Genomic DNA, 24,462 nt, shown 5'->3' with positions numbered 1-24,462 from the left:
GTCAGGCCTTCTTTCCGGTCGGCTGGGTCACCCGGTCGAGCATCAGGCCCAGGCAGACGATCGCGGCGCCCGCGACGAGCCCGGTGGCCAGGTCGCCCTGCGCGAGGCCGAACACCACGTCGTAGCCGAGCGCACCGCCGCCGACCAGGCCGCCGATGATGACGACGGCGAGGACCAGGACGACCGCCTGGTTGACGGCGAGCAGCAGCGCGGGCCGGGCGAGCGGCACCTGGACCTGGCGGAGTTGCTGCCAGCCCGTGGCGCCGAGCGACCGGGCGGACTCCAGCGCCACCGGGTCGACGCCCCGCAGGCCCTGCGTGGTGATGCGGACGACGGCGGGCAGCGCGTACACCACGGCGGCGGCGACCGCCGGGGCGCGGCCCACGCCGAACAGCGCGACGACGGGGATCAGGTACACGAACTGCGGCATGGTCTGGAAGACGTCGAGGACGGGCCGCAGTGCGCGCTCCACACGGGTGGAGCGCGCCGCCGCCACCGCGATGGAGAAGCCCAGCGCCAGCGTGACCGCGACGGCGGCCAGCACCTGCGAGAGGGTGTCGAGGGACGCGTCCCACACGCCGAGGACGCCGATGGCGGCCATCGCCGCGACGGCCGTCAGCGCCGTGCGCCAGGTGCCGACGAGCAGCGCGAGCGCGCCGACCACCAGCAGCAGCGCCCACCAGGGCAGCGCCTGGAGGCCGCCGCGCACCGGGTCGAGCACCCACCGGGTGAAGCCCGCGGCCCAGTCGCCGGTGCCGCCGATGACGGGGACGCCGGAGTAGAGGTGGGCGGTCATCCAGTCGACGGCGCGGTTCACCGGCTCGGCGATGTTCACGTGCCAGGCCTCGGGCCAGCTGAGCGCGCCGGTCAGGCGGCCGGTCACGGCGGCGGCGACCACGGCGACACCACAGGCGGCCCAGCCGCGGGCCGAACCGGCGCGCGTCCGCGCGCCCGTCGCGGTGCGGTCCAGCACCACCGCGAGCAGCACGATCGGGATGCCGGCGGCGAGTGCCGCGCCCACGTCGACCGAGGCGAGAGCCTGGTAGACCCGGTCGCCGAGGCCGCCCGCGCCGATGACGGAGGCGATGACGGCCATCGACAGCGCCATCATGATCGACTGGTTGACGCCGAGGAGGAGTTCCTTGCGGGCCAGCGGGAGGCGCGCGGTCAGCAGCCGCTGCCCGCCCGTCGCGCCGAGGGAGGATGCGGCCTCCAGGACGCCGGGGTCGGCGCCGCGCAGGCCGAGCGCGGTGAGGCGGGCCATGGGCGGCGCGGCGTAGACGACGGTGGCGAGGACGGCCGCGGGGACACCGATGCCGAAGATCAGCACCACGGGGAGCAGGTACGCGAAGGCGGGCAGCACCTGCATGGTGTCGAGCACGGGCCGCAGCGCCCGGTACGTACGGTCGGAGAGCCCGGCGGCGAGGCCGAGCACCGCCCCGAGCAGGACGGACGCGGCCACCGCGACGGCCATGAGGGCGAGGGTCTGCATGGTGGGGACCCACATCCCGAGCAGCCCGCACACGGCGAAGGAGGCGAGGGCGGTGAGCGCGAGGCGCGGGCCCGCGACGCGCCAGGCGATCAGCCCGGCGGCGGCGGTGACGCCGGCCCATCCGGCGGCGAGGAGCAGCAGGTAGACGCCGCGCACCGCGAGCACGACGGCGTTGCTGATGTGCCCGAAGAAGTACAGGAACAGCGGGTGGCTGTCCCGGTGGTCGATGATCCAGTCGCCGGTGGCACCGAGCGGTCCGGTCAGGTCGACGGAGAGCGCGGCGGGCCAGCTGCCGCCGCCGGCGACGAGGAAGCCGACCGGGATGAGCGCGAGGGCGGCGGCCACCGGCCAGTACCTGCGCGCGGCGGCCGGCAGACGGGGCTGTACGGGGGCGGTGACGGCTGCGGTCATGCCGCCGCCTTCCCGGCCGGGACGCCGGCGACGACCGACAGCAGGCTCTCGTGGTCCACGACGCCGACCCACCGCCCGCCGTCGACGACACGCACCGGGCCGCCGGTGCGGGCGACGGCCTCGATGGCCTCGGACACGGTCGCGCCGGGGGCGACCGCCGGCCCGGCCGCGGCGTCGCCGTCCGCGTCGCAAGGGGGCCGCATGGCGGTGCGGACCGTGATGACCTGCTCGCGGGGCACGTCGCGCACGAAGTCGCGGACGTAGTCGTCGGCGGGCGCGCCGACGATCTCCTCCGGTGTGCCGAGCTGCACGATCCGCCCGTCCCGCATCAGCGCGATGCGGTCGCCGAGGCGCAGGGCCTCGTTGAGGTCATGGGTGATGAAGATCATCGTGCGGCCCTCCTCGCGGTGGAGCCGGATGACCTCCTCCTGCATGTCGCGCCGGATGAGCGGGTCGAGCGCGCTGAACGGCTCGTCGAACAGGAGCACTTCGGGGTCGACGGCGAGGGCCCGGGCGAGGCCGACGCGCTGCTGCTGGCCGCCGGAGAGCTGACCGGGCCTTCGGTCCTCCATGCCTTCCAGGCCGACCTTGGCGACCATCTCGGCGGCTCGGGCGCGGCGCTCGGCGCGGCCCATGCCCTGGATCTCCAGCCCGTAGGCGACGTTGTCGACGACGGAGCGGTGCGGGAGCAGGCCGAAGTGCTGGAAGACCATGGCGGCGCGGTGGCGGCGCAGTTCGCGCAGCCGGCCCTTGTCCATGGACAGGACGTCCTCGCCGTCGATGGCGACGGTGCCGGAGGTCGGTTCGATGAGCCGGGTCAGGCAGCGGACGAGGGTGGACTTGCCGGAACCGGACAGGCCCATGACGACGAAGACCTCGCCCTTGCGCACGTCGAAGGAGACGTCGCGGACGGCGGCGGTGCAGCCGGTGCGCTCGCGCAGCTCGGTCGCGGGGAGGTCCGCGAGCTCGGAGCCGGGGACGCGGCCGGCCTTGGGGCCGAAGACCTTCCACAGGCCGTCCACGGAGAAGACGGGGGGATCGGCGGGTGCGCTCACGGAGGTCTGTACGGGCGTACTCACAGGGGTGCTCATCAGGCACCGCCTCCCAGTAGGTCGGCGGCCTTCTCACCGACCATGAGCACCCCGATCATGGGGTTCACGGCGGGGATGGTCGGGAAGACGGACGCGTCGGCGATGCGGATGCCCTGAAGGCCCCGCACGGTCAGGTCGGGGGCGACGACGGCCCGCTCGTCGTCGGCGGCGCCCATGCGGCAGGTGCCGGCCGGGTGGTAGACGGTGTGGGCGACCTTGCGGGCGTACTCGCTCAGCTCCTCGTCGCCGGTGACGTCCGGGCCGGGGCAGACCTCGCGCTTGAGCCAGCCGGCGAGCGGCTCGGCCTTGGCGATCTCGCGGGCGATGCGGATGCCGTCGACGAGCGTGCGGCCGTCGTAGTCGTCCTCGTCCGTGAAGTAGCGGAAGTCGAGGGCGGGCTTGACGTCCGGGTCGGCGCTGGTCAGGTAGAGGCGGCCGCGGCTGCGGGGCTTGGGTATGTTCGGCGTCATCGACACGCCGTGCGCGGGCCGTTCGTAGCCCAGCCGCTCGGGGTTGTCGGTGAACGGGATCTGGTAGAAGTGGAACATCAGGTCCGGACCGGGTGAGTCCGGGTCGCGGCGCACGAAGAGTCCCGCGTCGCTGTCCATCGCGGAGTTCTCGGGGATCGGTCCGTGGGTCTCCCAGACGATGACCGACTCGGGGTGGTCGAGCAGGTTCTCGCCGACGCCCGGCAGGTCGTGGACGACCGGGATGCCCAGCTTCTCCAGGTCCGCCTTGGGGCCGATGCCGGAGTGCAGCAGCAGCCGGGGCGTGTCGACGGCGCCCGCGCAGACGACGACTTCGCGCCGCGCCGTGACGAGCCGCTCCTCGCCGTCCTTCGTACGGACGTGGACGCCGCGCGCCCGGGTCCCGTCGAGCTCCAGCCGGTACGCCCAGGTCTCCAGCATCAGACGCAGGTTGGGCCGCTGATCCATGATCGGGTGGAGGTACGCGACCGAGGCGGACGAGCGCTTGTTGTCCTCCGGGTGGTACGCGAGGTCGAAGAAGCCGACGCCCTCGTGGAACGGCTCGCTGTTGAAGCCCTCGACGCGCGGGACGCCGAGCGCGGCCTGCGCCGCGTCGACGAAGTCGCGGGCGATGGCGTTCCGGTCCTTCTCGTCGACGGAGACGATGTTGTTGAGGAGCCTGTCGAAGTACGGGTCCATGGTGGCCGCGTTCCAGCCCTCGGCCCCGGCCTCCTCCCACTCGTCCCAGTCGGACGGCAGGGGCTTGAAGGAGATGAGGGTGTTGTGCGAGGAGCAGCCGCCCAGCACCCGGGCGCGGCTGTGCCGGATGTGCGAGTTGCCGCGCGGCTGTTCGGTCGTGGGGTAGTCGTAGTCGAGGTCGCCGCCGAGCAGGCCCATCCAGCGGCGCAGCGTCAGGACGTCGGGGCGGTCGACGTCGGACGGCCCGCCTTCGATGACGGCGACGGTGACGTCGGGGTCGGCGGTGAGGCGGTGGGCGATGACGGACCCGGCGGTGCCGCCTCCGACGACGACATAGTCGTACTCGTGCTCGAGCGCGTAGTCGGTGTTCACAGGTTCCTCTCCTCGTCAGCCCGCGAACCAGCGCACGGCGCGCGGGGCGAGGTTCTGGTAGACGTGCTTGGTCTCGCGGTACTCGGCGAGCCCGGAGGGGCCCAGTTCGCGGCCGATGCCGCTCTTGCCGAAGCCACCCCACTCCGCCTGCGGCAGGTAGGGGTGGAAGTCGTTGATCCAGACGGTGCCGTGGCGCAGCCGTCCGGCGACGCGCCGCGCGCGGCCCGGGTCGGCGGACCAGACGCCGCCGGCCAGGCCGTACTCGGTGTCGTTGGCGAGGGCGACGGCCTCGTCCTCCGTGCGGAACGTCTCGACGGTCAGGACCGGGCCGAAGACCTCTTCGCGCACGACGCGCATGGTGCGGTGGCAGTGGTCGAGGACGGTCGGGCGGTAGAAGTAGCCGTTCGCGTACTGCGGGCCTTCGGGACGTTCGCCGCCGGCGCGCAGGACGGCGCCTTCGGCGAGGGCGGAGGCGACGTACTCCTCGGTGCGGGCGAGCTGCCGGGCGGAGACGAGAGGGCCGCACTCGACGCCCTGGTCGGTGCCGCGGCCGATACGGATCCTCTCGGCGCGGCGGGCGAGTTCGGCGACGAACCGCTCGCGCAGGGACTCCTCGACGATCAGGCGGGAGCCGGCCGAGCACACCTGGCCGCTGTGGATGAACGCGGCGTTGAGCGCCTGGTCGACGGCGGTGTCGAAGCCCTCTTCGGTGGCGCAGGCGTCGGCGAAGACGACGTTGGGGTTCTTGCCGCCGAGTTCCAGGGCGACCTTCTTGACGGTGTCGGCGGCGGCGCGCATCACCTTCGTACCGCTGACGAGTCCGCCGGTGAAGGACACCAGGTCGACGTCGGGGTGTTCGGCCATGCGCGCGCCGACGGGGTCGCCGGGGCCGGTGACGAGGTTGGCGACGCCGGCCGGGAGGCCCGCCTCCACCAGCAGGTCGATGAGCGCGACCGTGGTCAGCGGGGTGATCTCGCTCGGCTTGATCACCAGCGTGTTGCCCGCCGCCAGCGCCGGGGCGATCTTCCAACTGGCCTGGAGCAGCGGGTAGTTCCACGGCGTGATCAGGGCGCAGACCCCGACGGGCTCGTGGACGACGACGCTGTGGATGTCGGGCGATCCGGCGTCGACGACCCGGCCGCCGCTCTCGTTCACGACGAGGTCGGCGAAGTAGCGGAACGCGTCGGTGACGCAGTCGACGTCGACGCGGCCCTCTTCGAGTGTCTTCCCGGCGTCGCGGCTCTCCAGCAGGCCGAGCTTCTCGCGGTCGCGCTGGAGCAGGTCGGCGACGCGGCGCAGCAGTGCGGCCCGTTCGGCGACGGGGGTGCGCGGCCAGGGCCCCTCGTCGAAGGCCGTACGGGCGGCGGCGACGGCGGCGTCGGTGTCCTCTGCCCCGCCCTCCGCCACGACGGCGAGGGTCGTGGCGTCGGCCGGGTCCAGGATGTCTCGCGTGGCTCCGGAGGCGGCGGCTCGCCACTCTCCGCCCACGTGGATGGTGTGTTGTTCCGCCACGGTCGCGTTCTGCCTTCCGTTCCCGATTCGATCGTCGTCACCGACGGTGGTCGACGACCGGGGACCCTGCCCGGAGGGACGGAAAGCATGCGTAACGCGTGACCGAAAGTGGGTTTAGTCACTCACGAACGGGGTCCTCGGAGGGGTCGTCCTGTACGCGGAGACCGGCCACCCACAGCGGCATCAGCCAGTGCAGCACCAGGGCCGTGAACAGGGCGGAGAAGACCATGCCCCCGGTGAGGCGGACGTCCCCCAGCCAGCCGGCCGCGCCCGTCCCGGCGGCTCCGGCGGCCAGCACGCCGGTGGTGATCCGGTGGGCCAGCGCGCGCACCCGGTCACGCTCCGTGAGCTGCCGCTCGTCCAGCATGCGCCCGCGCAGTTCGAGCAGGCCGCGGGTGGCGGCGTTGAGGGTGCCGGTGGCGAACATCCACGGGAGGAGCAGGGAGACCATCGCGAAGAGGGTCCCGAACCCGTCGCCGTGGATCGTGCCGAGCCAGGCCGCCGCCGCGGCGACGGTGAGCACGACATGGACGGCGACCACCGCGCGCCTGCGCGCCGCGGTGGCGTACAGGGCCCTCCCTTCACGCCTGTTCATGATCGCGTACATCCGCCGGTCGTACCGCGTCGCGGTCATCGTCACCGCTTCCTCCCGTTTGCCCCGTAGACCTCATCGGTGAGCGGCTGGAACGGCTCCAGCGAGAACAGCGCCTCCACGGGCAGCCCGAAGTGACGGGCCGCCTTCAACGCCAGGTCGAGGCTCGGGTTGTACTGCCCCCGCTCGATGTAGCCGATGGTCTGGTAGTGGACCCCCAGGGCTTCGGCGAGTGCCTGACGCGACACCTTCCGCTCCGCCCGGACCACGGCCAGCCTGTTGTGAACCTGCTCGCTCATGTATAAGAAGTACTACATCTCTTAGTACTTTCGCAATGATCCGAATGGATGGTCGGTGCGGGCGTCGCTCCCCGTCCCGGCGCCCGCACCGGCCTAGGGTGCGTCCATGCGCAGCAGCGACGACCGCGTCTACCTCGCCCCCGTCGACCATCTGCGGGCCGTCGCCGCCGCGCTGGTCGTGCTCTACCACGGGTGCCAGCTGATCGGCGCGCGCGCCGAGGGACGGCGCTTCGTCCCGGTGACGGACTGGCTGTACTCGGCGAACCCCGCCGCCACCCTCGTCCTCGAAGGGCACACCGGCGTGGCCCTCTTCATGGTCCTGTCCGGCTTCATCCTCACCGTCGGCGCGCACGGCAGGCCCGTCCGCTACGGCCGCTTCCTGACCAACCGGCTGCTGCGCGTCTACCCGCTCTACCTCGTCGTTGCCGTCCTCGGGCTCGCCACCCACGTCTCCCTGCCGGCCTTCCCGGACCTGCTGCGCATCCTGACGTTCGCGACACCGAGCCAGCCGTACGGGGGCGTCTTCTGGACGCTCTGCGTCGAGATGCAGTTCTATCTCGTCTTCCCGCTGCTCAACCGGCTCCTGACGGAGCGTGGACCGGGTGCCCTGCTGCGGCTGCTGGCCGCCGTCTGCCTGCTGCGGGCGCTGGTCTGGCTGAGCAGCCCGGCGCCCGAGCCGCACACGGCGGCGCTCTACCTGGGCCTGGCCGGGCGCATCGACCAGTTCCTGCTCGGCATGCTGGCCGCCTGGGTGTACCTGCGCCACCGGGACCGGCTGCGCGCCCGATGGCTGCTCCCGGTGGCGCTGGGCGCCGCCCTGGGCGCCCTCTGGACGTACAACCAGCTCCACGGCTTCGTCTCCGACAGCCCGCTGAAGCTGGTGTGGAGCGGCACGGAGGGGGCCGTCTGGGCGCTGGTGGTGGTCGCGTACGCGGCGGCCGGTCCGGCCGAGGGCCTGCTGTCGCGGGGGCTGGCCCGGCTCGGGGAGGTCAGCTTCTCGGTGTACCTGACGCACTTCATGGTGCTGACGGTGCTCTGCGAGTGGTACGGCGCGTGGACCCTGCCCCCGGCGCTGCCGCCGGTGTGGGGCGCCTTCCTCGTCACGCTGCTGGTGGCGCTGCCGCTGACGGTCGCGGTCTCCTTGGTGACGTACCACGCCATCGAACTGCCGTTCCTGAGGCTGCGGCGCCCGTACGTGGAGGCCGTGGTCCCGGTCGCGGAAACACCGCGCCCCCGGCAGCGGGAGAGCTACCGGGGGCGCTGACGCCGTACGCCGTACGCCGTACGGGCAGATCGGGTGGGGGTCAGATCAGGCCGAGACCGCGGACCGCGTCGCGCTCCTCGGCGAGCTCCTGCACCGACGCGTCGATGCGCGTACGCGAGAACTCGTTGATGTCCAGGCCCTGGACGATCTCGTACTTGCCGTCCTTGCAGGTGACCGGGAAGGACGAGATGAGGCCCTCCGGCACGCCGTAGGAGCCGTCCGACGGGATGCCCATGGAGGTCCAGTCGCCCTCGGCGGTGCCGTTCACCCAGGTGTGGACGTGGTCGATCGCGGCGTTGGCGGCGGAGGCGGCCGAGGACGCGCCCCGCGCCTCGATGATCGCGGCACCGCGCTTGGCGACGGTCGGGATGAAGGTGTCGGCCAGCCACTGCTGGTCGTCCACGACCTCGGCGGCGTTCTTGCCCGCGATCTCCGCGTGGAAGATGTCCGGGTACTGGGTCGCCGAGTGGTTGCCCCAGATGGTGAGGCGCTTGATGTCGGTGACCGGAGCGCCGGTCTTCTTCGCGAGCTGCGAGATCGCGCGGTTGTGGTCGAGGCGGGTCATCGCGGTGAAGCGCTCGGCCGGTACGTCCGGCGCGGCGGCCTGGGCGATGAGCGCGTTGGTGTTGGCCGGGTTGCCGACGACGAGGACCTTGATGTCGTCCGCGGCGTTGTCGTTGATGGCCTTGCCCTGCGGCTTGAAGATGCCGCCGTTGGCCTCCAGCAGGTCGCCGCGCTCCATGCCCTTGGTACGGGGGCGGGCGCCGACGAGGAGGGCGACGTTGGCGCCGTCGAAGGCGACATTCGGGTCGTCGGTGATCTCGATGCCGCGCAGCAGCGGGAACGCGCAGTCGTCGAGCTCCATGGCGGTGCCCTCGGCGGCCTTGAGACCCTGCGGGATCTCCAGGAGGCGGAGCTTGACCGGCACGTCCGCGCCGAGCAGGTGGCCGGAGGCGATGCGGAAGAGCAGCGCGTAACCGATCTGGCCGGCCGCGCCGGTCACGGTGACATTCACGGGAGTGCGGGTCATGGCGATCTCCGTAAGACAGCTGGCGGTGGGGGTCCCTGCCCCTGGTGCTGGACATCCCCTGTGATCGATCGGTGTCTCGACGTGAAGAGATATCCGCGGTCAGGCTATCCGACCCGGCCCCCCACGAACCCCCGCCCCCTTGTGTCGCGCCTCACTGCCCCCGGCGCCCGCGCGCGCCACGGTTCCCCACTGCGGCGCGGGCGCGGGGGCGTGGGGTGCGGGGGCGTGGGGTGCGGCGCCGTGGGGTGCGGGGGCGTGGGGTGCGGCGCCGTGGGGCGGGCCGGCGCGGCGTCAGTTCGGCGTGGTGCAGCCCTCGGTGCCCGACGTCAGCGTGGCGCACGCCCTCGCGGCGCCCGCGGCGGTGGGCGCGGGGAGCATCGGGGTGTAGGCGTCCTCGTCGGTCTGCACCGCGCCGTCCCGGGTCGCGGCGCCGGACGTTATCCGGACGGTGTCCCCGGCGGCGGCCCGCGTGATGCGGGCCCAGACGGCGCCGCACGTCTCGCTGTACCGCACTTCGACCGTGGCGGTGCCGACGGTCGCGGAGGAGACGGTCGTGGCGTACGGGCCGCCGCAGCCCATGGCTTCCGGGTCCCGGCCGTCGCAGTCCGCGCCGCTGCACCTCACGCCCGCGGGTAGTCCCTGCGGGGCGCTGGTGGAAGGCGCGGCGGCCGGCGACTGCGCCACGGCCCCGCCGCCCCCGCCACCGCCCCCGCCGAAGTCGGTGAGACCGGTGGGGTCGGTGAGCAGGACGGCCGCGGCGACCACCAGCAGCGCGCCGACGACGCCCGCGACGAACAGGGTGGCCCTGCGCCTGCCACGGGGTGGCGCCTGCCGTTGCGGTACGGGCGGCGGGAGGGCGGCGGCCGGGGACGGCGGCGCTCCCGGGCCCTGGCGCGGGCCCCGGGGGGCGGGGCCGTTCGGTCCGCCGTCGGGCGGGATGACCGGTGGACGAGCGGCGCCCCGGCCGCCTGCGCCCCGGCCCGGGAGCGCCGCGCGGGACGTGGACGCGCGGTTCCAGGCGCGTTCCGCGAGCTCCCACATGGTGGTGAGGTGCACCGGGTTCGTCCCGGTCACCTCGGCGAGCGCGACGATCGCCCCCTTGGGCGCGAGGAGCCGACCGCTGAGAAAGCGCTCCCAGGACGTCTTGTTGTACCCGGTGCGGTCCGCGACCGCGGTGATGCTCAGTCCGCTGCGGTCGACCAGCCGGCGCAGTTGCTCCGCGAACTCCTTGACCTGCGGGTCGAGCTCGTCCGGTAACGCCTTCCAACGAGGCATTGCCTCCCCCTCGTCCCCCGTGTGTGCCTGCCCCCGCGCCGCCCCCTTCCCCCGGGGACGCGCGTCGTCAGGATCTCAGCTCCTCGGGCGGGGGCGCACGGGCGGGATCGGGACAGGGACGCGCCCCTCGCGCCGGGCCCGGCTGAACACCACCGCGGCGCACATCCGTTGCGGGCCGATCACACCATGCCGGAATGGTCACTTCCGCGCTACAGGGAACGGACATGCCTTGATCGCCCTTGGCGCGTGCATGACTCTTTACGCAGGTGGTGGCGCCCGTCCTGCTCGGGGGAGGGGACGGTCGCCGCCACCGCGTTCCCCCCGCCGGCTTCCTCTACCGCACCGCGAACCGGACGGCCTTCTCCAGGAACGGGATCTCCAGCCAGGGATTGGGCTGGGTCATCAGCGCGAGCAGCACGATGACCACGCCGAGCAGGCCGTACGTGAGCATGTCGGTGAACCGGGACCGTACGGCGAGCATTCCCACGGACGGTACGACGCGGCGCAGGGTGGCGCCCGTGAGCAGGGCGACACCGATGAGGATGACGCCGATGCGGGACGCCTGCGGGAAGGGATCGATCCCGACGACGACCAGCCCGAGGGCGACGATCCCGAGGACGGTCAGCAGCGGCCACTGGCGGGCGGGGGCGGGCGCGTCCCCGGGCGCGGCCCGGCCGCCACCCTCGGGGCGCGCGGTGTCCCGGGTCACGGTGGGCGGGCGCCGGGAGGTGCGCGTGGTCCGGTCGTCGCCGCCGGCGCTCCGTCCGGACGAGGCCCGCGCATGCCCGGCCGCGGCGCGCGCGACGGGGTCGGCGGGAACGGCGGGCGGGGCGGGCGCGGTTGCCCCGGCGGAGGGCGCGGGCTCCGGCCCGGACGCGTCCTCGCGGGCGGGTGCGTCGGCGGGTGCGCCCTCGTGGGTGGGCGCGGCACCGCCCGACGGCTCGGCGGCGTCCTCCGGGGGACCCGACGGGTCACCGTCCGCCGCACGGGCACCCTCATCAGGGGCACCCTCGTCGACGGCGCGCGTGCCGTCGACGCGCGTGCCGTCGGCGTCGGTCGCGCCGCCCGCGTTCGTCGTGGTCAGCGGGTCGTCGTCCGCCCGTACGCCCATGGGGTCGCCCTTTCCGGTCCGGCTCAGCTCGCGGTGGCGCCGACGGCGCGCTCGGCCGCCTCGACGACGTTGACCAGCAGCTGCGCGCGGGTCATCGGGCCCACGCCGCCCGGGTTCGGGGCGCGCCAGCCGGCCACCTCGTTGACGCCCGGGTGGACGTCGCCGACGATCTTGCCGCTCTCGTCGCGGCTGACGCCCACGTCCAGCACGGCGGCGCCCGGCTTGACGTCCTCGGGCTTGATCAGGTGCGGCACGCCCGCCGCGGCCACGATGATGTCCGCGCGCCGCAGATGCGCGGCGAGGTCCCGCGTACCCGTGTGGCACTGGGTGACCGTGGCGTTCTCGGACTTGCGGGTGAGCAGCAGCGGCATCGGGCGCCCGATGGTCGTGCCCCGGCCGACGACCACGACCTCCGCGCCGCCGATCTCGACACCGTGCGCGCGCAGCAGCGTGATGATGCCGTTCGGCGTGCAGGGCAGGGGGGCGGGCTCGTTGAGGACGAGGCGCCCGAGGTTCATCGGGTGCAGGCCGTCCGCGTCCTTGGCCGGGTCCATCAGCTCCAGGATGCGGTTCTCGTCGATGCCCTTGGGCAGCGGCAGCTGCACGATGTAGCCCGTGCAGGCGGGGTCCTCGTTCAGTTCGCGCACGACCGCCTCGATCTCGTCCTGCGTGGCGGTGGCGGGCAGTTCGCGCTGGATGGAGGCGATGCCGACCTCGGCGCAGTCGCGGTGCTTGCCCGCGACGTACTTCTGGCTGCCGGGGTCGTCACCGACCAGGATGGTGCCGAGGCCGGGCGTGACGCCCTTGGCCTTCAGGGCCGCCACGCGGGCGGTCAGGTCGGACTTGATCGCGGCTGCGGTGGCCTTGCCATCGAGAATCTGGGCGGTCATGGGCCCATCCTCGCGGATGACCCCTCCCCTGTTCCAATTCGCGGGCACCGGGCGGTGCGACACGCGTCACCCCAGGTTGCACTTGCACAACGCATAGGGAATCCGACTGGACAAAAAGTCGACGATACGACCACGATGAGCCGCGCAGTGCCGCGGGCAGTGCCGGGGGGCCAAACCGCTTGCATACATGTGAAAGTTCCTCCGCGCGGACCGCGTCGTCCCCGCACCACCAACGGAGGAACAAGCCATGAGTTTCGGCGACCCGAACAACCCCTACGGGCAGCCCCAGGGCGGCCAGCAGCAGCCGGGCTACGGCTACCCGCAGCAGCAGGGCCAGCAGCCGGGCTACGGCTACCCGCAGGCGCCGCCCGTCCAGCCCTACAGCGGCTACCCGGCCGGCCCGCAGGAGATGCCGGGTGGCGTCAAGGCCGCCCGCGTCATGATGTGGGTGATCGCCGGTCTCCAGGTGGTGGGCATCGTCCTGCTCGGCCTGGGCGTGGCCGCCGTCAGCAAGCTCAAGGAGGACCCGGAACTGCAGACCGAGGGCTTCGACGCCTTCGCGGACTTCTCCTCCGGCGTGCTCTACGCGCTCATCGCGCTGGCCATCGTCTACCTGGTCGCGTCCATCGCGCTGGCGCTGCAGTGCGGCAAGGGCGGCAGCGGCGCCCGCATCGGCATCATCGTCTACGCGTCGATCGGTCTGCTGCTGAGCATCTACCCGTTCTTCCCGCTCAGCATCGTCCACATCGTGCTGCTCATCCTGATCATCGTCTTCGTCGCGAAGCAGGACGGCACCGCCTGGTTCAAGCGCCCGCGCCACTGAGCCCCCGGGTAGCCCTCGGGTAGCCCTCGGGTAGCCCTCGCGTACGCGAAACGGCTGCGGCCCCACCGCCGGTGAGCGGTGGGGCCGCAGCCGTTTCGTCGTCAGCCGCCGTCAGTCGTCAGCCGTCAGCCGTCAGTGGAAGAAGTGGCGCGTGCCGGTGAAGTACATCGTCACGCCCGCCTTCTTCGCCGCCTCGACGACCAGCTCGTCGCGGACCGAACCGCCCGGCTGCACCACGGCCTTGACGCCGGCCGCGGTGAGGATCTCCAGACCGTCGGGGAACGGGAAGAACGCGTCGGACGCGGCGTACGAGCCGCGCGCCCGCTCCTCGCCGGCGCGCTCGACGGCCAGCTTGGCGGAGTCGACCCGGTTGACCTGGCCCATGCCGACGCCGACGCTCGCGCCGTCCTTGGCGAGCAGGATGGCGTTGGACTTGACGGCGCGGCAGGCCCGCCAGGCGAAGGCCAGCTCGGCGAGCTCCGCCCCGGACAGCGCCTCACCGGTGGCGAGGGTCCAGCCGGCCGGGTCGTCACCGTCCGCCTGGAGGCGGTCGGTGACCTGGAGCAGCGCGCCGCCGTCGACCGGCTTGACCTCGACCGGGGCGGAGGGGGCGCCGGGGGCGCGCAGGACGCGGATGTTCTTCTTGCGGGCCAGGACCTCGACCGCGCCGTCCTCGTAGTCGGGGGCGACGATGACCTCGGTGAAGATCTCCGCGACCTGCTCGGCCATCGCCACCGACACCGGGCGGTTGACGGCGATCACACCGCCGAAGGCGGACAGCGGGTCGCAGGCGTGCGCCTTGCGGTGCGCCTCGGCGACGTCGGCGCCGATCGCGATGCCGCACGGGTTGGCGTGCTTGATGATCGCGACGCAGGGCTCGGTGTGGTCGTACGCGGCCCGGCGCGCGGCGTCGGTGTCCGTGTAGTTGTTGTACGACATCTCCTTGCCGTGCAGCTGCTCGGCCTCGGCGAGGCCGCCCGTGCCGTCGACGTAGAGCGCGGCGCCCTGATGCGGGTTCTCGCCGTAGCGCAGGACGTTCTGGCGCGTGTAGGTGGTGCCGAGGAAGTCCGGGAAGCCGCTCTCGTCGGCCGCGGCGTAGTCGTCCGCGAACCAGGACGCGACGGCGACGTCGTACGCGGCGGTGTGCCGGAACGCCTCGGCGGCCAGGCGCTTGCGGGCGGTCAGGTCGAAGCCGCCCGCCCCGACCGCGTCGAGGACGTCGCCGTACCGGGCCGGGGAGGTGACGACGGCGACCGAGGGGTGGTTCTTGGCGGCGGCGCGGACCATCGACGGGCCGCCGATGTCGATCTGCTCGACGCACTCGTCGGGGGTGGCGCCGGAGGCGACCGTCTCCCGGAACGGGTACAGGTTCACGACGACCAGCTCGAACGGCTCCACGCCCAGCTCGGCGAGCTGCTCGCGGTGCGCGTCGAGCCGCAGGTCGGCGAGGATTCCCGCGTGCACGCGCGGGTGCAGCGTCTTGACGCGGCCGTCCAGGCACTCGGGGAAGCCGGTGAGCTCCTCGACCTTGGTGACCGGGACCCCGGCGGCGGCGATCCTCGCGGCGGTGGAGCCGGTGGAGACCAGCTCGACGCCGCCCTCGTGCAGCCCGCGGGCGAGCTCCTCCAGCCCCGTCTTGTCGTAGACACTGATCAACGCGCGACGGATGGGCTTATTCACCGACATGAACCTTTCGTCCCTCAATGCGGTAGCCGTGTCGGGCCAGGCGCCCCACGACCTCGACGAGCAGCGTGCGCTCGACTTCCTTGATGCGCTCATGGAGAGCGGCTTCGTCGTCCTCGTCCCGCACCTCGACCACGCCCTGGGCGATGATCGGGCCGGTGTCGACGCCGTCGTCGACGAAGTGGACGGTGCATCCGGTGACCTTCGCGCCGTACGCCAGCGCGTCCCGCACTCCGTGGGCACCGGGAAAACTGGGCAGCAGGGCCGGGTGCGTGTTCACGGTCCGCCCGCCGAAGCGCGCCAGGAACTCCTTGCCGACGATCTTCATGAACCCGGCCGAGACGACGAGGTCCGGCTCGTACGCGGCCGTCGCCTCGGTGAGCGCGCGGTCCCACTCGTCGCGGGTGGCGTAGTCCTTGACCTTGCGCACGAAGGTGGGCAGCCCGGCACGCTCGGCCCGCTCCAGCCCGGCGATGTTGTCACGGTCGGCACCGACGGCGACGACCCGCGCGCCGAAGCCTTCCGGATCGTCACCGATGGCGTCGAGCAGAGCTTGCAGGTTCGTCCCCGATCCGGAGACCAGGACGACGAGGCGGGCGGCAGCCACGGGGGGAGACTCCTTGCTTGTGTGGTCCTACGAACGAATCGCGCCCCTCGATACGGGGAACTCTACGAAGGAGCCGACCGTCAGCAACGATACCGGCACACCGAACCGCCCCCACGGGACGGGGGCGGAGCCGGGGGGTAGCGTCTGGGGACGGAGCCGTCCCCGACGGACGGACACGACGACACAAGACCCCCGCACGCACACGGGTCTGAGGGGAAGACGTTCACCAGATGCCGGACCGCCGCCAGTCCACGGAGTCCACGGACGAGAACAATCCGTTCGCCCCGCCGCCCGAGGGACGGCCGGACCAGCCGTGGCAGCCGCGCCGCCCCGAGAACGGCGACGACGACTCCCCCGGGTCCCCGGACTCGGGCTCCCCGGGCCGGGAGCGCCCGGCCTGGGGCAGCCAGTGGAGCCCGAAGCAGCCGGGGCGCTCCTCCGGCCCCTTCGGCACCCGCCCCGGCGGGGAGCAGCAGGGCCCCGGCAAGGGCGACCAGCAGGGCCCCGGCCTGCGCTGGGACCCGACCGACCCGGCCCAGCGGCGCGCCCGCTACGCGCTGCTGTCGGGCATGTGGGGCTTCTTCTTCGCGATCTTCGACTTCCCGGAGATCGCCCTTCTCCTGGGCGCCCTGGCGCTGTACTGGGGCATCAGTTCGCTGCGCGCCAAGCCCTCCGCGCCGCGCGACGGGGCCGCGACGGCCGCCACCGCTCCGGCGAACGCCTCGGCGAACACCCCGCCGGCGGGCACCGCGCCGGTGAACGCGGCGCCGGCGAACGCCCGCCCGCAGCGCACGGCGGCGGTGAGCGGTCTGGTGACGGCGGGGCTGGCGCTGGTGATCGTGGCGGCGACGTTCTCGGTCCAGCTGGTCTACCGGGACTACTACACGTGCGTGGACGACGCCCTGACGAAGACGGGCCAGCTCTCCTGCAACGAACTGCTCCCGGCCCCGCTGCGCGGCGTGTTCGGCGTCCAGGAGTAGGGGGCCGGCCTGACCGCCACCTCCGTGCGCGCGCCTCAGTCGGCGGAGGCCGGCTTCGGGTCGCCGGAGGTGCGGGGCGCGGCGTCGGGCGGCTCCGGGAAGGCCGGGAGCGGCGGGACGGGCGGGAGGGGCGGCGTGGGCGGGACGGACGGGGCGGGGGGAAAGCCACCCGGCCCGGTCGCCCCGGAGGGCGCCGCGGCCTCCCAGGTCGCCGGCAGCGCGTCGTACGGATCGAAGGCCGCCCCGTCGTCCACGGACCGCCCCGGCTCGGCCGGCTCCCCCAGGTCCAGCGGCTCGACGCTCCACCCGGGAACCGGCCCCACGGGCCCGAACGGGACCGCCGGAGCGGCCGGACCGGCCGGGCCCACCAGTCCCGCCGCGACCGGCTCCGGGGCGGGTTGCGGCACCGCGACCGCGGGCGTACCGCGCAGCCGCCACGCCCGCAGCGCCAGCGCCCCCGGCACGCCCACCACCGCGGTCCACGCCAGGGCCGCCGCACCCGTACGCCACCACACCGGCCCGAACTCCGTCAGCCGCCCCACCCCCAGCGGGCCGCCCGCGGCAGCCGCCAGCGCCCCGGCGCCCACCCCGCACAGCACCGCCGCCGCACACGCGGTCAGCGCCGTCTCACCCGCGCCCCCCAGAGCCTTCGCCCGCCCGGCGAACCACGCGACGACCGCCCCCGCCACCACGGGCACCCCCAGCGCCGCCCAGGTCGGCCAATCGCCACGCCCGCCCGCCGGAACCGCGGCGAGCAGCGGGAAGACCGGCACCGCCGGGTCGCCCGCCACCGCGAACGGGGTGGCCACCGCCCCCGTACCGAGGGAGAAGCCCGGGCCGAGCCCGTAGGACGCGCCCCACACCACCGCGTTCGGCACCAGCGCGAGCGCCAGCAGCAGGACCGCGGCGCGCCCCGGCCAGGCGCCGGACAGCCCGAGGAACGCCTGCCGCACCGCGCCCCCGTGCCACGCCAGTGAGACCGCCACCAGCAGCGCTCCCCCGGCCAGGAGCGTGGCGAGGGCGGCCCCCGCCGCGCGCGCCGCGACGCCCGTCCGGGAGCGGGCCGACTCCACCCGGAGCCGCTCCGGCAGCCACTCCGGCAGCCACTCCGGCAGTGGCCCGGCCGGGCGGCCGTTCGCCGTCCACGCCCCGGCCGCCGCCGCGAGCGCGACGACGAGCGGCAGGTGGAGCGCCGCGCTGAGCGGCTGGGGGGCGAGGGGACCGCCGAGCGCGTACGCCACCGCCCCGGCGCCGACGACCGCGTACCCCACGGTCACCCCGCCGACGACGCTGCCGCTGCCCGCGGTGTCCGGTGACGGGGCGGGGGACGCGTCCGGTGACGGGTCGGGGGGCGCGTCGCGTGCGGTGCGGTACGTCAGCCAGGCCGGCAGGGCGATGAGCAGCAGCGGGACGACGCCGAGCGGCACCGGGGACGCCCCGGGCGTCGGGCCGGGGCGCAGCAGCTCCGTGCCGTGGGCCAGCAGCCAGACGCCGGCGGCGACGCGCAGGGCTCCCTCCGGACCCCGGTCCGGATACGGGGAAGCGATCCACATCACCATGACGACGACGGTGACGGAACCCAGCCCGAGGCCCGCGGCGAGCGCGCCGCGCACGCAGCACGCGATGAACCTGGTGGTCATGGCAGTCGCGTGAGTCACGGCGCCATGCTGCCAACGACACGCGCTTTCTCTGCGTAACAGGCGAATACCGGCTGTGTCGCTCAATATACGGTTATGTACTTTTTCGTCGAGTGCAGCGCCGCGGGGGACAGCCCATGACCCAGAGCACGACCACCCGCTCCGCGCCGCCGCTTCCCTCACCCAAGGAGCGGCGGCGACTGCGCGAGGCGAGAGCGTTGAGCGAGAGCCAGGTCGCGGAGGTACTCGGGGTGACCCGGGCGACCGTGCGCTCCTGGGAGACGGGGCGCGCGAGCCCGCGGGGGCGCAAGCGCGAGGCGTACGTCAAGCTGCTGAACGCCGCACCGCCGAAGTCGACGCAGAAGACCGCGCCCAAGGGGCCGAAGGGCAGGCCCCGGCCACGCGCGAAGACCCCCCAGGGCCCCGCCCCCGCTCCCGCCCCCGCTCCCGACACGCAGGAACAGGCACCGCAGGCGCCGGAGGACGCCCCGAGCGCCGGGAGCGCCGACACCGGCGACAGCGGCGGCAATGGCGACGTCATCGAGCGCACCGGGAGCAGCGGGAGCGCCGAGAGCAACGAGGGCAGCGCCGAAGGCGACGCCGAGAGCAGCCCCGAAAGCCGCACCGAGGCCGCCCAGGAGACCGCCCCCCAGGACACCGAGGGCACCACCAGCACCACAGGCACCCCCGCCCCCAACGCCACCGTCGGCCCCAGCGCCGCCCCCGGCCCCAGGAAGCCCGGAAGACCCGAGACCGCCACCGACGCGTTCGACGCCCTGTACACGTGCGTCGCCCCCGCCCTCGTCCAGCAGGCCTATCTGCTCACCGGGCGGCGCCGGCTGGCCCGTGAGGCGGTCGAGTACGCCTTCCACCGGGCCTGGGAATGCTGGCCGCAGGTCGCCGTCGACCGCGACCCCGCCGGGTGGGTGCGGGCGGCGGCACACGAGTACGCCCTGTCGCCCTGGCACCGGCTGCGCCCCTCCCACCGGCACCCCGACCCGCCGACGACCGAACGCGCCGCTCAGGCCCTGCGCGGTGCCGTGCTGGACCTGCCACCACCGCATCGCCGCGCGCTGCTGCTGTACGACGGCCTCGGCATCGACCTGCCGGAGACCGCCGCCGAACTGGAGGCGTCCACCCCCGCCGCCGCCGGCCGTGTCATGCACGCCCGCGCGGCCGTCACCGAACGGCTCCCGGAGCTGACCGACCCGGCCGCGCTGCACGAGCGGCTGGCGGAGCTGCTCGCCAGGGGCCCGACGATGGTGCTGGCCACGGCCCGTACCGTCCGCACCGGCAGCGAGCGCCGCGCCAGGTTCCTGACCAGGGCGGCCATCGCGCTGACGACGGTCATCGTCGGGGCGACCGCGTTCACGCTGTCGACCGCGCCGACCCGGTACGAGCCGCCGCTCGCGCCGGGCGAGGCGATCGGCGGCGTACCGGTCCTGAGCGGCCCGCAGCGGCTGACCGCCCAGGACGAGGCGCTGCGCGACACCCTGCGGTCCAAGCCGTTCACCGGCCCGCCGCGCCTCGTACCCGACACCCGCTGAGCGGCCCGCGCGGACGCCGATGGGCCCGCCCCCGGACGTGAATCCGGGGGCGGGCCCATCCGCCTGTGCGGCTGCTTCGGGAAGCCGATCAGCCCGCGAGGATCGCGCGCGCCAGCTTGGCCGTCTCGGTCGGCGTCTTGCCGACCTTGACGCCCGCGGCCTCGAGGGCCTCCTTCTTCGCCTGCGCGGTGCCGGACGAACCGGACACGATCGCACCGGCGTGGCCCATCGTCTTGCCCTCGGGGGCGGTGAAGCCCGCGACGTAGCCGACGACCGGCTTGGTGACGTTCTTGGCGATGAAGTCGGCGGCCCGCTCCTCCGCGTCGCCACCGATCTCACCGATCATCACGATCAGCTCGGTCTCGGGGTCGGCCTCGAAGGCCGCGAGCGCGTCGATGTGGGTGGTGCCGATGACCGGGTCGCCACCGATGCCGACGGCAGAGGAGAAGCCGATGTCGCGCAGCTCGTACATCATCTGGTAGGTCAGCGTGCCCGACTTGGACACCAGACCGATCTTGCCGGGCTTGGTGATGTCGCCCGGGATGATGCCGGCGTTGGACTGGCCCGGCGTGATGAGGCCGGGGCAGTTCGGGCCGATGATCCGGGTCTTGTTGCCCTTCTCGACCGCGTACGCGTAGAAGGCGGCGGAGTCGTGGACCGCGATGCCCTCGGTGATGACGACGGCCAGCGGGATCTCGGCGTCGATGGCCTCGACGACGGCGGACTTGGCGAAGGCCGGCGGTACGAAGAGGACGGAGACGTCGGCGCCCGTCTTCTCCATCGCCTCCTTGACGGAGCCGAAGACGGGTACCTCGGTGCCGTCGAAGTCGACGGACGTGCCCGCCTTGCGGGGGTTCACGCCACCGACGATGTTGGTGCCGTCGCCCAGCATGAGCTTGGTGTGCTTCATGCCCGTGGCACCGGTCATGCCCTGGACGATGACCTTGGATTCCTTGGTCAGGAAGATAGCCATGGTGTTTCTGACCTCGTCCCTTACTTCGCAGCCGCGAGCTCGGCGGCCTTGTCGGCCGCGCCGTCCATGGTGTCCACGCGCTGCACGAGCGGGTGGTTGGCGTCGGACAGGATCTTGCGACCCAGCTCCGCGTTGTTGCCGTCGAGGCGCACGACCAGCGGCTTGGTGACCTCTTCGCCGCGCGAGGACAGCAGGTTCAGGGCCTGGACGATGCCGTTGGCGACCTCGTCGCAGGCGGTGATGCCGCCGAAGACGTTGACGAAGACGGACTTGACGTCCGGGTCCCCGAGGATGATCTCGAGGCCGTTCGCCATGACCTCGGCGGAGGCACCGCCACCGATGTCGAGGAAGTTGGCGGGCTTGACACCACCGTGCGCCTCACCGGCGTACGCGACGACGTCCAGGGTCGACATGACCAGGCCGGCGCCGTTGCCGATGATGCCGACCTCGCCGTCCAGCTTGACGTAGTTGAGGTTCTTGGCCTTGGCGGCAGCCTCGAGCGGGTTGGCTGCGGCCTTGTCCTCCAGCGCCTCGTGGTCGGGGTGGCGGAAGTCGGCGTTGGCGTCCAGGGACACCTTGCCGTCGAGGGCGATGACGCGGCCGTCGGCGACCTTGGCCAGCGGGTTGACCTCGACGAGGAGGGCGTCCTCGGCGACGAAGGTCTTCCACAGGGTCACGAGGATCTCGGCGACCTGGTCCTTGACCTCGGCCGGGAACTTCGCGGCCTCGACGATCTCGCGGGCCTTCGCCTCGGTGACACCCTCGTTGGCGTCGACGGGGATCTTCGCCAGGGCCTCGGGCTTGGTGGCCGCGACCTCCTCGATGTCCATGCCGCCCTCGACGGACGCCATGGCCAGGAAGGTGCGGTTGGTGCGGTCGAGGAGGTACGAGACGTAGTACTCCTCGGCGATCTCGGGCGCGGTCTCGGCGATCATCACCTTGTGGACCGTGTGGCCCTTGATGTCCATGCCGAGGATGTCCGTCGCGCGGGCGACGGCCTCGTCCGGGGTGGCGGCCAGCTTGACACCGCCGGCCTTGCCACGGCCGCCGACCTTGACCTGCGCCTTGACGACCGAACGGCCGCCCAGTCGCTCGGTCGCCTCGCGCGCCGCCTCAGGCGTGTCGATGACTTCACCGGCCAGCACCGGTACACCGTGCTTGGCGAAGAGGTCCCTCGCCTGGTACTCGAACAGGTCCACGCGCGTCCGTCCCTTTTCTGGTGATCGCGGTTGCGTTGTCTGCGTGGGCGTGCCGCGCGCCCGTCAGACGGGCGGAGGGCAACGTGACTGCGCTGTCACAAGGGAGGCGTACACGGTGTCCGTGGACGCGGCATGTCCGTCTCGCAGGTTATCCCCGGGAGAGCTGGGTCCCTAAATCACAGATCACACCGGAGCGGTGATACCTGTCACAGACACGGACCTCAAACGGGCGGCCCCACCGGATGTGAGACCGCCCGTAGCTACGGATTTCGTACCGAGGTATGGCGCACCGGCGTGACCGGTGCGTGACCGGTCAGCCGCCGTAAGGCAGGTAATCCGGGGTGACCGCGCCGACCGTGCCCTGGACGCCGGTGACGGCGTTGGTGGTCAGCGGCTGGACATCGCCGGTGAGGTGGGACGCCACGGCCTGCCCGAACGACTGCGCGTCGCCCGTCACCCCGTACGCGAACGGCTGCACCTCACCCGTCACGCCGTGCGCCAGACCGGTGGCGCTGCCGCCGACGCCCTGGGCGACCGGCTCGACCTGGTCCACGACGGCCTGGACGAGCGGCTGCACGGCGCCGGTGACCCCGTGCGCGAACGGCTGCACCTCACCCGTCACGCCGTACGCCAGCGGCTGGACGTCGGAGACCACGCCGTGCGCGAAGGGCTGGACGTCGGAGACGACGCCCTGGGCGAGGTACCCGGCGTCACCGGCGGCCTGGCCGGCGACCGGGAGGACTCCGGCGACGGCCCGGGCGGCGAGGGGCGGCAGGACGTCCTGGGCGACGCCGTGCACGACCGGGGCCGCGGTGCCGGCCGGGTCGCCGTGGAGGTCGTGCGCGAAGGCGGAGAGCGGGCCGAAGAGGTAGTCGACCTCGTCCCCGGCGGTCTGCGTGGCGGTGTCCACGGCCGGGGCGGCGACGCCCTGGACGTACCGGACATCGGCCTGGGCGTCCTGCGTGACGCCCTGGACGGTGTGCTGGGCGGTGCCCTGAACGGTGCTCTGCGCCTGGCCCGTGACGGTGGCCGCGTCGGCGGTGACGTCCTGCGTGACCTCCCGCGCGACATCCTGGGTGGCCTTCCGGGCGTCCTGCGTCACGTCGGAGACCGTGTCGTGGGCCGTGTCCTCGACCGCGTCGACGACCTTGTCGGGCGTCGACAGCGGCACCGAGACGTGCACCTCGGTAGCGCTCGCGGCGGCCGTGCCGATCGCCCACATGCCGGTGGCGGTGGCGGCGACGGCTATGGAACGGCGGATGTTCTTGTTCATGCGTGCGTCAGATCCTTCGAATTCACGTGTGTGGTTCACCTGAGTGGTGACGGCGGGCAGACCTGTCCCGCCCCCGCGCGGCAGGTCATGAGCGGGGGAAGGACTGCCCTAGCCGGGGAATTCGAGGACGTCGTGCGGTCGGTCGTGGGTGGGCGCGGCGGTCGCGGGCAGCCCGGCGCCGCGTACCGGTGCGGGATGCGGGACCGCCGCGGAGGCGACGGCGCACTGATCGCCCGCCGAGCGCTGCGAACCGCTGTCACCGGCACCCGCCGCGGAGTGACGGCACGCACCGCCACCGCACGGCTCGGGGGCCGCGGGCGGTGACACGGGAAGCGCGACGGCCGGGCGGAACGCGTCGTCCGTACGGTCGAAGCCGGAGCCCTCGTGGGCGTACGGCCACGCGGCGACGGCGGCGACGGCGATACGCGGCTGAGCGGCGTCCGCCTCCGCGGCACCGTCCGTCCGCGCGCCGGTGCCGAGGGCGCCGGTGTTGTGCGCGCCGGTGTTGTGCGCGCCGGTGTTGTGCGCGCCGGCGCCGTGGCCGGTCGGGTCGTCGGTTCCGGCCGTCCCGGTCGCCGCGGGCCGCGGCAGAGCGGGCGGCGCGGGCGGCGCGGGGACCTGAGGCGTGGCGGGCAGCCCGGGCGTCGTGGGAGCTCGGCCCGGCAGTTCGCCCGGGAGCCCCGCCGGCGCCGGGAGCTCTCCGGCGACCCGGCGTACCTCGTCGGTGACGCCGCCGGCGGTGGTGCCGGCCGTCTCGTGGAGCGGTTCGGCGACGTCCCGCACGGTTGCCGGTCCGGTTGCCGGTCTCGTGACGGGAGCGCCGGTGTGCGGGCCGGTGTCGGTGACACCGCGCAGCCGAGGGGCGGCGGGGGCGGCGGCCGGGTCGGCGAGCGTGTCACCCGCGGTGCCCCCGAGCCGCTCGGCGGTGACCGCCGGGGCCGTCCGTTCGGCCGGGTCCGTGCGCTCGGCGGCGTACGCCTGGCCGCCGCACAGGATACCGAGGGCCAGCAGGCCGCCCAGGAACAGGGCGACGCCCAGTGCCCGGGGGTGCGGCGCGTGGTGCCGCGGCGCATGCCGCCGGGCCGCTTCGCGCATCCTGCGCAAGGCGGCACCAGGCCGGGCAACTGCTGCGGCGGTCACGGTGTGCGGAGTCCTCCCAGATCGCTGCGTTCGACGTTCGAACGCCGCGTACGGCGGGCTGATGCTTGCACGAGCCTCCGGGGGTTGCGCAAGTC

The 24,462-nt window shown here is 73.5% G+C and carries 21 protein-coding genes; 4 read left to right on the top strand and 17 right to left on the bottom strand.

Annotated elements, in window-relative coordinates:
• Nucleotide 1: 1 nt before the first annotated feature.
• The 6 genes from ABZZ38_RS01495 to ABZZ38_RS01470 all read right to left on the bottom strand — a co-directional run bounded on the left by ABZZ38_RS01495 (nt 2) and on the right by ABZZ38_RS01470 (nt 6,935).
• Nucleotides 2-1,903 carry an ABC transporter permease subunit gene (locus tag ABZZ38_RS01495; protein ID WP_356734504.1) on the bottom strand — a complete coding sequence of 634 codons (1,902 nt, stop codon included), beginning with the start codon at nt 1,901-1,903 and terminating at the stop codon, nt 2-4.
• Entirely contained in the window at nt 1,900-2,994 is a 1,095-nt protein-coding gene (locus ABZZ38_RS01490) for a glycine betaine/L-proline ABC transporter ATP-binding protein (RefSeq protein WP_356734502.1), read from the bottom strand. The genes ABZZ38_RS01495 and ABZZ38_RS01490 overlap by 4 nt, the downstream gene beginning before the upstream one ends.
• On the bottom strand, nt 2,994-4,532 hold the full coding sequence (locus ABZZ38_RS01485; protein WP_356734500.1) for a GMC oxidoreductase: 1,539 nt from the start codon (nt 4,530-4,532) through the stop codon (nt 2,994-2,996). The genes ABZZ38_RS01490 and ABZZ38_RS01485 overlap by 1 nt, the downstream gene beginning before the upstream one ends.
• Nucleotides 4,533-4,547: 15 nt before the next feature.
• Nucleotides 4,548-6,044 carry an aldehyde dehydrogenase family protein gene (locus ABZZ38_RS01480; protein ID WP_356734498.1) on the bottom strand — a complete coding sequence of 499 codons (1,497 nt, stop codon included), beginning with the start codon at nt 6,042-6,044 and terminating at the stop codon, nt 4,548-4,550.
• Between the two features lie 118 nt (nt 6,045-6,162).
• The gene (locus tag ABZZ38_RS01475) at nt 6,163-6,678 is read right to left on the bottom strand and encodes a hypothetical protein (protein WP_356734496.1); all 516 of its coding nucleotides are present in this window, start codon (nt 6,676-6,678) and stop codon (nt 6,163-6,165) included.
• Nucleotides 6,679-6,680: 2 nt separating this feature from the next.
• On the bottom strand, nt 6,681-6,935 hold the full coding sequence (locus tag ABZZ38_RS01470; protein ID WP_356734494.1) for a helix-turn-helix transcriptional regulator: 255 nt from the start codon (nt 6,933-6,935) through the stop codon (nt 6,681-6,683).
• Between the two features lie 106 nt (nt 6,936-7,041).
• Between ABZZ38_RS01470 and ABZZ38_RS01465 the strand changes: the two genes are divergently transcribed.
• Nucleotides 7,042-8,199, top strand: a complete 1,158-nt coding sequence (locus ABZZ38_RS01465) for an acyltransferase (protein WP_356734492.1) — start codon at nt 7,042-7,044, stop codon at nt 8,197-8,199.
• Nucleotides 8,200-8,239: 40 nt separating this feature from the next.
• Here the strand turns inward: ABZZ38_RS01465 and ABZZ38_RS01460 are convergent, their stop codons facing one another.
• From ABZZ38_RS01460 to ABZZ38_RS01445, 4 genes are all read right to left on the bottom strand, one after another.
• Nucleotides 8,240-9,229, bottom strand: a complete 990-nt coding sequence (locus ABZZ38_RS01460) for a malate dehydrogenase (RefSeq protein ID WP_356734490.1) — start codon at nt 9,227-9,229, stop codon at nt 8,240-8,242.
• A 291-nt stretch (nt 9,230-9,520) separates the two neighbouring features.
• On the bottom strand, nt 9,521-10,504 hold the full coding sequence (locus tag ABZZ38_RS01455; protein ID WP_356734488.1) for a DUF2690 domain-containing protein: 984 nt from the start codon (nt 10,502-10,504) through the stop codon (nt 9,521-9,523).
• Nucleotides 10,505-10,838: 334 nt separating this feature from the next.
• Nucleotides 10,839-11,615, bottom strand: a complete 777-nt coding sequence (locus tag ABZZ38_RS01450) for a DUF3017 domain-containing protein (protein ID WP_356734486.1) — start codon at nt 11,613-11,615, stop codon at nt 10,839-10,841.
• A 23-nt stretch (nt 11,616-11,638) separates the two neighbouring features.
• Entirely contained in the window at nt 11,639-12,505 is an 867-nt protein-coding gene (locus ABZZ38_RS01445; RefSeq protein WP_356734484.1) for a bifunctional methylenetetrahydrofolate dehydrogenase/methenyltetrahydrofolate cyclohydrolase, read from the bottom strand.
• Nucleotides 12,506-12,752: 247 nt separating this feature from the next.
• On the opposite strand from ABZZ38_RS01445, the gene ABZZ38_RS01440 reads away from it, so the two are divergent.
• Complete coding sequence (locus ABZZ38_RS01440) at nt 12,753-13,328, top strand: hypothetical protein (RefSeq protein ID WP_356734482.1); 576 nt, start codon at nt 12,753-12,755, stop codon at nt 13,326-13,328.
• Nucleotides 13,329-13,460: 132 nt separating this feature from the next.
• On the opposite strand, the gene purH is transcribed toward ABZZ38_RS01440, so the two are convergent.
• Together purH and purN are read right to left on the bottom strand one after the other, a co-directional pair.
• A complete protein-coding gene (gene purH / locus ABZZ38_RS01435) occupies nt 13,461-15,014 on the bottom strand; it encodes a bifunctional phosphoribosylaminoimidazolecarboxamide formyltransferase/IMP cyclohydrolase (RefSeq protein WP_356734480.1) in 1,554 nt (517 codons plus the stop codon).
• Nucleotides 15,001-15,618, bottom strand: a complete 618-nt coding sequence (gene purN / locus ABZZ38_RS01430) for a phosphoribosylglycinamide formyltransferase (RefSeq protein WP_356734478.1) — start codon at nt 15,616-15,618, stop codon at nt 15,001-15,003. Before purN ends, purH begins: the two co-directional genes overlap by 14 nt.
• 230 nt (nt 15,619-15,848) lie before the next feature.
• On the opposite strand from purN, the gene ABZZ38_RS01425 reads away from it, so the two are divergent.
• The gene (locus ABZZ38_RS01425) at nt 15,849-16,598 is read left to right on the top strand and encodes a hypothetical protein (RefSeq protein ID WP_356734476.1); all 750 of its coding nucleotides are present in this window, start codon (nt 15,849-15,851) and stop codon (nt 16,596-16,598) included.
• 35 nt (nt 16,599-16,633) lie between these two features.
• Here ABZZ38_RS01425 and ABZZ38_RS01420 read toward each other — a convergent pair whose 3' ends face one another.
• Nucleotides 16,634-18,256 (bottom strand): DUF6350 family protein, encoded by a 1,623-nt coding sequence (locus ABZZ38_RS01420; RefSeq protein ID WP_356734474.1) that lies wholly within the window; start codon nt 18,254-18,256, stop codon nt 16,634-16,636.
• A 116-nt stretch (nt 18,257-18,372) separates the two neighbouring features.
• On the opposite strand from ABZZ38_RS01420, the gene ABZZ38_RS01415 reads away from it, so the two are divergent.
• On the top strand, nt 18,373-19,782 hold the full coding sequence (locus ABZZ38_RS01415) for a helix-turn-helix domain-containing protein (protein WP_356734472.1): 1,410 nt from the start codon (nt 18,373-18,375) through the stop codon (nt 19,780-19,782).
• An 88-nt stretch (nt 19,783-19,870) separates the two neighbouring features.
• Here the strand turns inward: ABZZ38_RS01415 and sucD are convergent, their stop codons facing one another.
• The 4 genes from sucD to ABZZ38_RS01395 all read right to left on the bottom strand — a co-directional run bounded on the left by sucD (nt 19,871) and on the right by ABZZ38_RS01395 (nt 24,367).
• The gene (gene sucD / locus ABZZ38_RS01410) at nt 19,871-20,755 is read right to left on the bottom strand and encodes a succinate--CoA ligase subunit alpha (protein ID WP_356734470.1); all 885 of its coding nucleotides are present in this window, start codon (nt 20,753-20,755) and stop codon (nt 19,871-19,873) included.
• 20 nt (nt 20,756-20,775) lie between these two features.
• The gene (gene sucC, locus ABZZ38_RS01405; protein ID WP_356734468.1) at nt 20,776-21,954 is read right to left on the bottom strand and encodes an ADP-forming succinate--CoA ligase subunit beta; all 1,179 of its coding nucleotides are present in this window, start codon (nt 21,952-21,954) and stop codon (nt 20,776-20,778) included.
• A gap of 313 nt (nt 21,955-22,267) precedes the next feature.
• A complete protein-coding gene (locus ABZZ38_RS01400; protein WP_356734466.1) occupies nt 22,268-23,227 on the bottom strand; it encodes a hypothetical protein in 960 nt (319 codons plus the stop codon).
• Nucleotides 23,228-23,335: 108 nt separating this feature from the next.
• Entirely contained in the window at nt 23,336-24,367 is a 1,032-nt protein-coding gene (locus ABZZ38_RS01395; protein ID WP_356734464.1) for a hypothetical protein, read from the bottom strand.
• Nucleotides 24,368-24,462: the final 95 nt, after the last annotated feature.

The sequence above is a fragment of the Streptomyces sp. NPDC006368 genome, from assembly GCF_040612535.1.
Taxonomy (GTDB): Bacteria; Actinomycetota; Actinomycetes; order Streptomycetales; family Streptomycetaceae; genus Streptomyces.
This window is presented reverse-complemented; position numbering and strand designations above follow the sequence as displayed.